The organism is Allobosea sp., assembly GCF_030694325.1.
Lineage (GTDB): Bacteria > Pseudomonadota > Alphaproteobacteria > Rhizobiales > Beijerinckiaceae > Allobosea.
Genome location: NZ_JAUXYO010000082.1, coordinates 1 through 10,805, shown reverse-complemented (window position 1 = coordinate 10,805; position 10,805 = coordinate 1). Strand labels below are relative to the sequence as shown.

Annotated in this window: 13 protein-coding genes; 7 read left to right on the top strand and 6 right to left on the bottom strand. The window is 69.3% G+C overall.

The genetic code is table 11. From position 1 onward, the window contains the following. The coding region (locus tag Q8M82_RS04745; protein WP_305690229.1) for a DUF1127 domain-containing protein at window positions 1-341 on the bottom strand (341 nt) is incomplete at its 3' end. A 169-nt stretch (window positions 342-510) separates the two neighbouring features. Here Q8M82_RS04745 and Q8M82_RS04740 point away from each other — a divergent pair. Further along, on the top strand, window positions 511-1,392 hold the full coding sequence (locus Q8M82_RS04740; protein WP_067993771.1) for a LysR substrate-binding domain-containing protein: 882 nt from the start codon (window positions 511-513) through the stop codon (window positions 1,390-1,392). Between the two features lie 17 nt (window positions 1,393-1,409). Here Q8M82_RS04740 and Q8M82_RS04735 read toward each other — a convergent pair whose 3' ends face one another. The 4 genes from Q8M82_RS04735 to Q8M82_RS04720 form a co-directional block, all read right to left on the bottom strand. Then, window positions 1,410-1,583, bottom strand: a complete 174-nt coding sequence (locus tag Q8M82_RS04735) for a Flp family type IVb pilin (RefSeq protein WP_305690228.1) — start codon at window positions 1,581-1,583, stop codon at window positions 1,410-1,412. A gap of 91 nt (window positions 1,584-1,674) precedes the next feature. Then, window positions 1,675-3,072, bottom strand: coding sequence for a glutamate--cysteine ligase (locus Q8M82_RS04730; protein WP_305690227.1), 1,398 nt, complete (start codon window positions 3,070-3,072; stop codon window positions 1,675-1,677). Window positions 3,073-3,243: 171 nt separating this feature from the next. Continuing rightward, complete coding sequence (locus tag Q8M82_RS04725) at window positions 3,244-4,416, bottom strand: carboxylate-amine ligase (RefSeq protein WP_371126235.1); 1,173 nt, start codon at window positions 4,414-4,416, stop codon at window positions 3,244-3,246. A gap of 158 nt (window positions 4,417-4,574) precedes the next feature. Continuing rightward, window positions 4,575-5,318 carry a 16S rRNA (uracil(1498)-N(3))-methyltransferase gene (locus Q8M82_RS04720; RefSeq protein WP_305690225.1) on the bottom strand — a complete coding sequence of 248 codons (744 nt, stop codon included), beginning with the start codon at window positions 5,316-5,318 and terminating at the stop codon, window positions 4,575-4,577. A 228-nt stretch (window positions 5,319-5,546) separates the two neighbouring features. Between Q8M82_RS04720 and Q8M82_RS04715 the strand changes: the two genes are divergently transcribed. Then, entirely contained in the window at window positions 5,547-6,008 is a 462-nt protein-coding gene (locus tag Q8M82_RS04715) for a hypothetical protein (RefSeq protein ID WP_305690224.1), read from the top strand. Between the two features lie 18 nt (window positions 6,009-6,026). Further along, on the top strand, window positions 6,027-7,007 hold the full coding sequence (gene ubiA, locus Q8M82_RS04710) for a 4-hydroxybenzoate octaprenyltransferase (RefSeq protein ID WP_371126234.1): 981 nt from the start codon (window positions 6,027-6,029) through the stop codon (window positions 7,005-7,007). 5 nt (window positions 7,008-7,012) lie between these two features. Here the strand turns inward: ubiA and Q8M82_RS04705 are convergent, their stop codons facing one another. After that, complete coding sequence (locus Q8M82_RS04705) at window positions 7,013-7,534, bottom strand: DUF6101 family protein (RefSeq protein ID WP_305690222.1); 522 nt, start codon at window positions 7,532-7,534, stop codon at window positions 7,013-7,015. A gap of 247 nt (window positions 7,535-7,781) precedes the next feature. Between Q8M82_RS04705 and Q8M82_RS04700 the strand changes: the two genes are divergently transcribed. From Q8M82_RS04700 to Q8M82_RS04685, 4 genes are all read left to right on the top strand, one after another. Next, window positions 7,782-8,609 carry a 3'(2'),5'-bisphosphate nucleotidase CysQ gene (locus Q8M82_RS04700; RefSeq protein WP_305690221.1) on the top strand — a complete coding sequence of 276 codons (828 nt, stop codon included), beginning with the start codon at window positions 7,782-7,784 and terminating at the stop codon, window positions 8,607-8,609. Between the two features lie 127 nt (window positions 8,610-8,736). Then, a complete protein-coding gene (locus Q8M82_RS04695) occupies window positions 8,737-8,970 on the top strand; it encodes a DUF4170 domain-containing protein (RefSeq protein ID WP_305690220.1) in 234 nt (77 codons plus the stop codon). A gap of 19 nt (window positions 8,971-8,989) precedes the next feature. Next, window positions 8,990-9,742, top strand: a complete 753-nt coding sequence (locus Q8M82_RS04690) for a lysophospholipid acyltransferase family protein (protein ID WP_305690219.1) — start codon at window positions 8,990-8,992, stop codon at window positions 9,740-9,742. Further along, on the top strand, window positions 9,739-10,805 hold a 1,067-nt coding region (locus tag Q8M82_RS04685), incomplete at its 3' end, for a 3-deoxy-D-manno-octulosonic acid transferase (protein ID WP_305690218.1). The genes Q8M82_RS04690 and Q8M82_RS04685, both read left to right, overlap by 4 nt.

Genomic DNA, 10,805 nt, shown 5'->3' with positions numbered 1-10,805 from the left:
CGGGCAGGCGTGACCGGCTGGGCCCAGGCGGCCCGCTCCGCCTGCTGCAGCGCGGCCTGACGGCGCAGCGAGGCGACGCCATGGCGCGCGCTGGAGCGCTCCGCGAGGATGAGCGACGGGTCCGACAGCCAGGAGACCGCGAGCGCGCCGTCGAGATCGGAGCGGACGAGGCCGATGTCCTTGAGCCCGCGCTCGTCGAGCTCGCCCAGGCGCATCACCTCTCGGCGATGGATCAGGGCTTTCACGATGGCATTCACCGGCTTGAGCGTGAGGGTCACGACACGCGTGGCGCCGGCCGAGACGGACGAGAGCGACTTCGTGGCGAATGTCATGAGCAGCATGACGGCCTCCTGTGGACGGACGAGGGCGGGCATCGCGCTCCGGCCTGGACGCACCGTTTGGCAGCAGCGGATGATGCCAGGAGGTTAGCTTTCCGCTGGTCATCAGCCAAACGAATGCTTATGATCCTTGACAACACGGATATTGATGGACCGAACGCGAGGGTTTTCGATGGCTCATGTGCTCGACGCCGACCAGCTCAAGACCTTCGTGGCGATCGCCGATACCGGCTCCTTCACCCGCGCGGCCGAGATCGTGTTCAAGACGCAGTCGGCTGTCTCGATGCAGATGAAGCGGCTCGAGGAGCGCGTCGGGCGGCCTCTGTTCGGGCGTGACGGGCGCCATGCCAAGCTGACCGAGGATGGCGAGCGCCTGCTGGATTATGCGCGGCGGATCGTGCGGCTGAACCTCGAATGCGTGGCGAGCTTCGCCGATGCCGACCTGAAGGGCCGCATCAGGCTCGGCGTGCCCGACGATTACGCCGATCGCTACCTACCGGAAATCCTGGCGCGATTTGCCCGGTCAAATCCACGCGCCGAGGTCACCGTCGTCTGCGAGCCGACGCCGATGCTGGCCGAGCGGATCGCCACCGGCGACATCGACCTCGCCATCATCACCCATGTCGAAAGCCGCGGACAGGGCGAGATCATCCGGATCGAGCCGCTGCTCTGGGTCACCTCGGCGCGCCATGGCGTGCATGAGGAAGACCCGCTGCCGCTGGCGCTGGGGCGGCCCAACTGCAACTGGCGCCAGGCGGCGGTCGACGCGCTGGAAAACAAGGGGCGGCGCTTCCGCGTGCTCTATGCGAGCTGGAATTCGACCGCGGTCGGCGCCGCCGTCGTCGCGGGGCTCGCGGTCTCCGTGCTGCCGGAGAGCGCCGTCCGGCCGGGCATGCGAATCCTGGGGCCGTCGGAGGGCTTCGCGACACTGCCCTCCTGCAAGATCGGGCTGCTGCGCACGCGGTTCGACCCCTCGGTGCTGTCCAACGCACTGGCGGAGCACATCATCCAGAGTCTGGACAATCTGGCGAGCTTCAAGACGGCGGCTGAGTAGAATCCAGGGGCGGCAGTTCAGTTCAGGCCGGCCATTACCCGTGACGTTAGGTCGCCGACGTTCAAGCCGATCTGAGTGATCGTCGCGATCGTCGCGACCGACATCAAGGCCGCGATGAACGCATACTCGATGGCCGTGGCACCGCGTTGGTCCCGGCCGAAATCGGCAAGAAGAGCGACGATCAGTTTCATGGCATCGGACGCTAGCCGAGAATCCCGGCTAAACCGTTAATCTGATCGCTTCAAAGCCGACGAAGAACGGTTTTTCGCCCGAAGCCGCCGACTACAGCCGGAGGTCCTCGAAGAGCGGCTCGATCCGCCCGCCCCAGCGGCCGCGGAAGCGCTCCGCCAGATCCTGCGCCAGGACCCTGTCGGCCGCGACCATGGCGTCGAGCGGATCGAGGAAACCCGTCTCGTCCGCGCCGGCCTCGTCTCGCCGTCCGCGGCGGGCGAGCCCAGCACGCGACAGGGCGAGCACCTCGCGCGCGATCTCGCGCAGGGTGCGGCCGTCTATGGTCGCAGCGAGCCCCTGCGTGGGAACAGCATCGCGCAGCGCCTGGCGGTCGGCCTCGCCCCAGCTCTTCACGAGGTCCCAGGCGGCGTCGAGCGAAGCCTGATCGTAGAGCAGCCCGACCCAAAAGGCGGGCAGCGCGTTCAGCAGTTCGGGCGGTCCGGCGTCGGCGCCGCGCATCTCGAGAAAGCGCTTCAGGCGGGCTTCCGGAAACAGCGTGCCGAGATGGTTGGCCCAGTCCGAGATCGTCGCCGTCACGCCGGGAAGCTGCGGCAGCCGCCCCGCCATCAGATCGCGGAAGGAGGCGCCCGCCACGTCGTGATAGGTGTCGCCGCGCTTGACGAAATAGAGCGGCACGTCGAGCGCCCAATCGACATAGGCCTCATAGGACATGGCCTCGTCGAAGGCGAAAGCCAGCATGCCGGAGCGGGCCCTGTCGGTGTCGCGCCAGATTTCCGAGCGCATCGACTGGAAGCCGTTGAGCTGGCCCTCAGAGAACGGGGAGGACGCAAACAGGGCCGTGGCCAGCGGCTGCAGGGCCAGCGCCACGCGCAGCTTCCTGACCATGTCGGCCTCGGTCGCGAAATCGAGGTTCACCTGGACCGTACAGGTGCGGAACATCATGTCGAGGCCGCGCGAGCCGACCTTCGGCATGTAGTCGGCCATGATCTTGTAGCGACTCTTCGGCATCATCGGCGTCTGGGCCCGCGTCCAGAGCGGCGAGTGACCGAGCGAGACGAAGCCGATGCCGTGCTGCTCGGCGACCGCCTTGAGATCGTCGAGATGGCCGGCGAGTTCCGCCGCGGTCTGGTGCAGCGTCTCGACCGGGGCGCCCGACAGCTCGAACTGCCCCCCGGGCTCCAGCGAGATGGCGCCGCCGCCATCGGGACCGGCGAGGCCGATGACATGGCCGGCGTCGACGATCGGCTCCCAGCCCAGCTTGGCCTGCATCCCCTCCAGCAGGTGACGGATACCGCCTGCTGCGGGGCGTCCTTCGGATGCCCTGCGCCCCTCATAGGGCACCGGGGACAGATCGTCCCGGTAGAACGGGAACTTCTCGTGCTCGGTGCCGAGCCGGAAGGTCGAAGGCGGCTTCTCCCCGGCTGCGATCCAGGACATCAGTTCAGTCTTGGAACCGATCGGGGTCGAATCGGACAGGTCGCGAGCCATGGGCGCTCCGGCAGAACAACAGGACGGCCAGGCTCGCCGCGCCGGTCTGGCGATGCGGATCTCAGGCTCCGGGTGCGCCAGACATAGGCGAGGTGCGAACCCGCGACAACGACCTTGCGTCGCGCATTAGCGCGGGGCCGCCTTCCCCCCGGCGCAGGGCTTCCGGCGGCTTCACGCGGCGCCGCGCCCGCCTTCCGTTCCCCGCCCCCAGCCGGTCCGGTCGAGCCGGGTCTCGGAGGCGATCCAGTCGATCACCGCCACGAGGCCCGCCGCCGGTCCCCCGGCGCGGGCGCGCGCCTCCTCATAGACAGCGAGCTGAACATCCGCACTCGTTCCCTCGGTCGCGATGGCGCGACAGGCTTCCAGCTCGGCGATACAGCCGAGCGCCTTCGCATCCTCGCCGAGGCGCTCGACGAGGTCTTCCAGCAGGCTCGGCACGCTGCGCATGCTGCGGCTGGGCTCGTCCACCAGCCCGCCATGGATTCCGTAGCGCTGCGCGCGCCAGAGGTTCTCCGCCGCGATGGCGCGCGACGCGGCGGTCAGGTCGCGGTTGAGCTCGGGCCGCCGCATCAGATGACGAACGAGGCAGCGATAGAGCGCGGCGATAGCGAGCGTGTCGTCGAGGCGCGTGCAACTGTCCGCGATCCGCAATTCGAGGGTGGGATGCTTGTCGGACGGGCGAACCACCCACCACAGATAGCTCGCATCCTTGATCGCGCCGGCCGCGACCATGGCGTCGACATAGGCGCGGTAATCCGCCGGCTCGGCGAAGAGATCGGGGAGCCCGGTCCGCGGCAGTTCGCCGTAGGCTGCCAGCCGGTACCCCATCAGGCCGGTGCGGCGGCCCTGCCAGAAGGGCGAGGAGGTCGAGAGAGCCAGCAGCAGCGGCAGGAACGGCATGATGCGGCCCATCAGCCGGATGCGCTCGTCCTCGTCCTCGACCTCAACATGGATGTGAAGCCCGCAGAGCTGGTTGCGGCTGCCCAGCATCTGCAGATCGCGCATGAGCGTGTCGTAGCGGGAGGCGTCGGTCGCGCGCTGGCGCGACCAGGCGGCGCTGGGATGCGTCCCACAGGCCAGAAGCAGCATGTCGTGCTCGAGTGCGAGCCCGGCCAGCCCGGTTCGCAGCGTCGTTAGGGCCTGGCGTGCCTGTGCCATCGAACTGCAGACCGGCGTCGCCACCTCGATCTGCGACTGCAGCATCTCGCGCTGCACCTCGTCCGGAAAGGCCGCATGGGCCGCCGCGAGGAAAGCCGGCGAAACCTTGCGCACGATCCCGCGGCTCGCCGCATCCGACAGAAAATACTCTTCCTCGATCCCGAAGCGGCAGCTCGCGTCCATCATACCATCCTCGTCGCTCGGGGGCGCGGCTCGCCGGGGCTCGGCCGCGACGAATCGCGCTCCACGCCTGCGGCGAGATCGGCGCGCCAGACTGCTCTCGATTGCGTCGAGAATGCGTCCCCGCACCGTCGGAACGCGGGATGCCCAATGCCGTTCCGCGCTCAGCGCGGCCAGTCGCCGAGGACCGCCTGCACCAGAGCGAGCGCGGCGACCGCCGCGGTGTCGGCGCGCAGGATTCGCGGCCCGAGCGAGATCGGCAGCGTGCGGGGTCGCGCGAGGATGCGTTGCCGTTCGGTGTCGTCGAATCCGCCCTCGGGGCCGATCAGCAGGGCGAGCGGACCGGGCTTAGTCTGCGTCAACGCCGCCACGGGGCTCTCCTGCGCCATCGCTTCGTCGCAAAAGACCAGCAGCCGTTCCGGCTCCAGTGCCTCCAGCGCGGCCTCGAGCGGGCGCTCGGCCCGGATCTCGGGAAGGCTGAGGATACCGCATTGCTCGGCGGCCTCGATCGCGTTGGCATGCATGCGGTCGAGATTGAGCCGCGATACCTGCGTCCGGCGGGTCAGCACCGGCTGGATCACGCCGGCGCCCATCTCGACCGCCTTCTGCGCGATGTAGTCGAGCCGCGCATGTTTCAGCGGCGCGAAGAGGTAGTGCAGATCCGGCGCCGGCGGCTGAGGTCTCGTCTGCCTGACGAGGGTGAGAGTCGCCTGTTTGCGGCCCTCGACCGTGATCGCGGCCAGCCACTCGCCGTCGCGCCCGTTGAAGACGAGCACGGTGTCGTCCTGCTTCATGCGCAGCACCGAGATCAGGTAATTCGCCTGCTCCCGAGCCAGAGGCAGCCGGCAACCTTCGGCCAAAGCCGGCTCGACGAACAAGCGGTAGCGCGCGAAATCGGGAATGGTCATGGCTCGGGCGATTCCCTGTCGGCTGCCGCTTCACGCCCTCCGCGACGGCCGGACCGCAGCCATCCACGCCAAAACCGCCACAATCGGCGGCTATCGGCAGCCTCGACCCGTTGCCGGAGTGCCGGCACGCAAAGGTTCTTGGCGCTAACACGGCGTTGCTGTTAAGGAAACCGCGAGGGGCCGCAGTGTCCCCGCAGGATGTGGAGCGGAAACGAGATGCGGCGCAGGATGGCTTCCGGATTGATCGCGACCATGGGCCTCGCGGCGGCGGCGCTGATCGATGCCGCTCCCGCCCGCGCGCAGGCCTCGGGCTGCGAGAAGATGCAGGCGCTGCTGCAGGAACGGCAGTCACTCGTCGCCTCGCTGAACGCGGCCACGAAATCCAAGCGCAAGCTGACGCCGCAACAGGCCTGCAGCACGATGACCAAGCTCGTCGGCAATGGCACGACCACGGTCAAGTTCGCGACGGACAACCAGGACTGGTGCCAGATTCCGCCCTCCTTCATCGACGGCATGAAGGCCGACAACCAGAAGGCGGCGGCGATCCGCACCCAGGCCTGCAACGCGGTGAAGCAGCAGGCCGAGATGATGCGGCGCGCCCAGCAGCAGGCGCAGGGCTCCGGCAACCCCTTCGCCGGCGGCGACGCGATCACCGGCGGCGGCATGCGCATTCCGCAGGGCGCGCTCTGACCGAGGGCTGCGCGCGCCATGTCGGCTCCGGCGCCCGGCCAACCGCTCACGCCTCCTGAGACATCGTCACCGGACGCTCCCCTGCCCGATGCCCTGACCGGGCACTGGGTGGATACGCGCGCGCCGCATCGGCTGCGGCCCTTTCTCAAGCTCGCCCGGATCGAGCGGCCGATCGGCTGGCAGCTGCTGCTGCTGCCATGCTGGTGGGCGGCGGGCCTGGCCGCCATCGCCTCGGGCTCGCCCTTTCCGAACCTCTGGCACTGCCTGCTCTTCCTGATCGGCGCGGTGGTGATGCGGGGCGCCGGCTGCACCTTCAACGACATCGTCGACCGCAAGCTCGATGCGCAGGTCGCACGCACGCGCGGACGCCCGCTGCCCTCCGGCCAGGTCACGCCCAAGGCGGCCGCGCTGTTCATGGTGGGGCTGTCCTTCGTCGGGCTGGCGGTGCTGTTGCAGTTCAACCGCTTCACCATCGCCGTCGGCATCGCCTCGCTGGCGATCGTCGCGATCTACCCGTTCATGAAGCGGATCACCGACATGCCCCAGTTCGTGCTGGGGCTCGCCTTCTCCTGGGGCGGGCTGCTCGGCTGGAGCGCCGTCTTCGGGCGGCTCGATGCGCCCGCCTTCCTGATCTATGCGGCGGCGGTCGTCTGGACGGTCGGCTACGACACGATCTACGCGATGCAGGACATCGAGGACGACGTCATCGCCGGCATCAAGTCGAGCGCACGCTATTTCGGCGCGTACGGCCGGGAGGCGATCGCTTCGTGCTTCGCCCTGGCGGTGGCGCTGGCTGGGCTTGCGGCCTGGACTGCCGGCGGGGGACCGATCGCTTTTGTCGGGCTTGCCGCCTTCGCAGGCCATCTCGGCTGGCAGGTCTCGAGGCTTAAGGGCGCGAGCGCGCCGGTCGCGCTCTCGCTCTTCCGCTCGAACTGGCATGCCGGCCTATTGCTGGCGGCGGGGTTTGCGCTCGATGCGCTCGGCCGCCACCTCTTCTGACGATCCTAGTCCGTCAGCCGCTCGCCAGCGACGACGATGGGACGTTCGGCGAGCTTGCCGGTCTTGCGCCGCACGAGGAAGCGCGGGCGCCTGCCGTTCAGGAAGGAATGGCGGCGCCTGACGCGGATCGGGCCGAGCGCGAGCCGGCCGATCTGCGGAAAGGGCTGCGAAATCTCGCCGTCGCTGGTCTCGAGCAGCAGCGGCATGCCACTCGCACGGCCGCAATCGCGCCAGAGCGCCACGGCCTCGTCGCCGTCGACGGTCGCGATGGTGATCGAGCGGCCGTCCCCGGCCGTCAGCGCGAGCTGGAAAATCTCGTCCTCGCCCGCCGGATTGGCCAGGCGCAGCGAGACACCCCGCCATCCGGCAGCGCCGCGCAGGATGCGGACGGTGCCGATCCGCTCGATGCGCGGACCGTCCGGCTGAGCCGGCATCGGGTTGCGGGGAACGATCGTCGGGTCGGTCGCACCGCCGGGAAGCTGCGGCATGAAGCCGAACTCCCCGGCGGCCGGCGTGACTCTGGCCATGGATTTGACGCCTCTCTGTAATCCCTGCCGCATCGGAGCCCTCTGTGAAGTCCGGGGCTCTCGTGCTTGCAGGTCGAGATTGCGTCTCAGGCGTCTCCGAGCGCTTAAGCGGTTGGGTTAAGGGAGCGTGTTCGGGGCTTTTCGGGCCTCTGCATGGTCTGTTTCCTGCATGATGCTTGACGGAGTCTTTCGGGCCGCGGGCGCATTTTTCCTTGAAGCGGTCCGCCGCCAACCGTAGGGATCGCGCATGAGCACGCCCCCGCTACCCATCGCACCGGATCTGCTCAGGGCGGTGCGCGAAAGCTGCCTGGAGGCGGGCGCCATTGCGACCGACCTGTTCCGGCCCGGCGCCAAGACCGTCGCCCGGACCTGGTCCAAGAGCGGCGGCTCCCCTGTCACCGAGGCCGATATCGGCGTCGACACCTTCCTGCGCATCCGGCTCTCCGTGCTGCTGCCCGAGGCCGCCTGGCTCTCGGAAGAGACGGTGGACGATTCGCAGCGTCTCTCGCGCCGCTTCGTCTGGGTCGTCGATCCGATCGACGGCACCCGCGCCTATATGAGCGGCTCGCCGGACTGGGCGGTCTGCGTCGCCCTACTCGACGAGGGCGAGCCGGTGCTGGGCGTGGTCCATGCGCCGGCGAGCGCGGCGACCTATACGACGCTGCGCGGCGGCGGAGCGCAGAAGAACGGCAGCACCATCGCCACATCGCGGCTCGGCAGCCTCGGCACGGCCCGAATCGCCGGCCCCAAGCCGATGCTCGACGCGCTGGCGCGGATCGAGCCGTTCGAGCCGGTCGACAAGATTCCCTCGCTCGCGCTCCGGCTCGCGCGGATCGCCGATGGCTCGATCGACGCCGGCCTGATCTCGGCGGATGCGCGCGACTGGGACCTGGCGGCGGCCGATCTGATCCTTCGCGAAGCAGGCGGCCGGATGAGCGGCGGCGCGGGCGAGACGGTGGTCTACAACCGCCCCACCCCGGTCCATGGCGTGCTCGTCGCCAGTGGCGAGGACCTGTTGCAGCCGCTGCTCTCGGCGATGCAGCGGATGCGCGACACACAGCCCCAGCGGCTCTGACATCTTTTTGCGCGTTTTGCAGCGGCGACTGCCTCTCCGGCGGTGTTGGGCACTCGCGCCGGGGACAGGGATGGCTTAACTGGTGCCGCGCTGTTCGCGCAGGCGACAGCACGTGCTGGAGGGATCGATGACGGCCGAACCGGAACAGAAACAGCTTCTCCACCTCGTCTTCGGCGGGGAGCTCAGCTCCCTCGAGGGCGTGACCTTCAAGGACCTCTCCAAGCTCGACGTCGTCGGCGTGTTCCCGAACTATGCGAGCGCGCATACCGCCTGGAAGGCGAAGGCCCAGGCCACCGTCGACCAGGCGCAGACGCGCTATTTCATCGTGCATCTGCACCGCCTGCTCGACCCCGACAGCTGAGGGGTTCGACGCCAGCTTCATGGGCTTTTCGATTCTCAAGGCGCGCGTGGCGCAGGAGGCGCTCGGCCGGATGCTGGCCGGGTATCTGCGCCTCGTGCAGCGCACCAACCGCTTCGTCGTCGAGCCGGCGGACATCTATGAGCGCGTGCGCCCGGAACTGCCACTGATCATCGCGATGTGGCATGGCCAGCACATCATGATCCCGTTTTCGCGGCCGGACTGGATGCCGGCCTGCTCGCTAGTCTCGCGCCATGGCGATGGCGGCTTCAACGCGGTAGCACTGCGACAACTCGGCATCGGCGCGATCCGCGGCTCGGGCGCGCTCGGCAAGAAGATCCGCGAGAAGGGCGGCGCCAGTGCCTTCCTCGCCATGCTGAAGCGGCTCAAGGCCGGCGAGACGATGGTACTGACCGCCGACATCCCCAAGCGCGCCCGCATCGTCGGGCCCGGCATCATCCAGCTCGCGCGGGCCTCCGGGCGGCCGCTGCACCCGATCGCTGTGGTGACGAGCCGGCGCATCGACTTCAAGAGCTGGGACCGGGCCTCGATCGGCCTGCCCTTCGGCCGCGGCGCCATCGTCGTCGGCGAGGCGATCCATGTCGCGCGCGAAGCCGACGAGGCCACCTGCGAAGCGGCGCGGCTCGCCCTGGAGGCCGGTCTCGACGCGGTCCATGCCCGCGCCTATGCGCTGGTCGGCGCGCAGGACCCCGGCGCCGGGTTGCGGCAGGCGCGTCTGGCCGCGGAAGGTGCCGCGCCAGGAACGGCGCCATGAGCGGCAAGGGCGCGATTCTCGCCGGCTACCGGCTGCTGACCGGCCTGCTCGAACCGGCGGCGGCGGGGCTGCTGCTCTGGCGTCGCCGCCGCGGCAAGGAGGATCCGACGCGCCTGGCCGAGCGACGAGGCTATCCGGGCGTGCGGCGGCCGGACCGGCCGCTGGCCTGGCTCCATGGCGCCAGCGTCGGCGAGACGGTGACATTGCTGCCGCTGGTCGCGCGGCTGCAGAAGCGCGGCCTGACCGTGCTCGTCACCTCCGGCACGGTGACCTCGGCGAAGCTGCTCGCGGCGCGGCTGCCGGCCGGGGTGATCCACCAGTATCTGCCGCTCGACGTTCCCCGCTACATGCGCCGCTTCCTCGACTACTGGCGGCCCTCGCTGGGGCTGATCTGCGAATCGGAGATCTGGCCCAACCTGCTGATCGAGGCGCGCCGGCGCGAGGTACCGCTCGTCCTGGTCAATGCCCGCATGTCCGAGCGCTCCTTCGCGCGCTGGTACAAGGCCCCTCGGACCTCGCGCTTCCTGCTCTCCTGCTTCGAATCCTGCCTCGCCCAGTCGCAGGGCGATGCGGAGCGGCTGGCGCAGCTCGGCGCGCCGCGCGTCAGCGTCGCCGGCAACCTGAAGTTCGACGTGCCCGCGCCGCCCGCCGACGCCGACACTCTGGCGATCCTTGATGGGCTGACGACCGGGCGGCCGGTCTGGGTCGCGGCCAGCACGCATCCGGGCGAGGAGGAGCAGGTCATCGCCGCCCATCTCGGGATCAAGCCCTATCTGCCGAACCTGCTGACGATCATCGCGCCGCGCCACCCGCAGCGCGGCGTCGAGATCGAGGCGCTGGCGCAGGCCAACGGCATCGCCGTCGCAAGACGAGCCGCCGGACTCTTGCCGGAGCGCGAGGCCGAACTCTACATCGCCGACACCGTCAACGAACTGGGCCTGTTCTACCGGCTCTCGCAGGTGGCCTATCTCGGCGGATCGCTGGTGCCGATGATCGGCGGCCACAACCCGATCGAACCCGCCAAGCTCGGCTGCGCGCTGCTGCACGGCCCCTTCGTCCACAA

What these genes read in the sequence shown, in the direction of transcription:
- Q8M82_RS04735 (WP_305690228.1), bottom strand. Translation starts at nt 1,583, where the DNA reads ATGAAACTGATCGTCGCTCTTCTTGCCGATTTCGGCCGGGACCAACGC.
- Q8M82_RS04725 (WP_371126235.1), bottom strand. Translation starts at nt 4,416, where the DNA reads ATGATGGACGCGAGCTGCCGCTTCGGGATCGAGGAAGAGTATTTTCTG.
- Q8M82_RS04715 (WP_305690224.1), top strand. Translation starts at nt 5,547, where the DNA reads ATGGCTTCCGGATTGATCGCGACCATGGGCCTCGCGGCGGCGGCGCTG.
- ubiA (WP_371126234.1), top strand. Translation starts at nt 6,027, where the DNA reads ATGTCGGCTCCGGCGCCCGGCCAACCGCTCACGCCTCCTGAGACATCG.
- Q8M82_RS04730 (WP_305690227.1), bottom strand. Translation starts at nt 3,072, where the DNA reads ATGGCTCGCGACCTGTCCGATTCGACCCCGATCGGTTCCAAGACTGAA.
- Q8M82_RS04740 (WP_067993771.1), top strand. Translation starts at nt 511, where the DNA reads ATGGCTCATGTGCTCGACGCCGACCAGCTCAAGACCTTCGTGGCGATC.
- Q8M82_RS04720 (WP_305690225.1), bottom strand. Translation starts at nt 5,318, where the DNA reads ATGACCATTCCCGATTTCGCGCGCTACCGCTTGTTCGTCGAGCCGGCT.
- Q8M82_RS04700 (WP_305690221.1), top strand. Translation starts at nt 7,782, where the DNA reads ATGAGCACGCCCCCGCTACCCATCGCACCGGATCTGCTCAGGGCGGTG.
- Q8M82_RS04690 (WP_305690219.1), top strand. Translation starts at nt 8,990, where the DNA reads ATGGGCTTTTCGATTCTCAAGGCGCGCGTGGCGCAGGAGGCGCTCGGC.
- Q8M82_RS04705 (WP_305690222.1), bottom strand. Translation starts at nt 7,534, where the DNA reads ATGGCCAGAGTCACGCCGGCCGCCGGGGAGTTCGGCTTCATGCCGCAG.
- Q8M82_RS04695 (WP_305690220.1), top strand. Translation starts at nt 8,737, where the DNA reads ATGACGGCCGAACCGGAACAGAAACAGCTTCTCCACCTCGTCTTCGGC.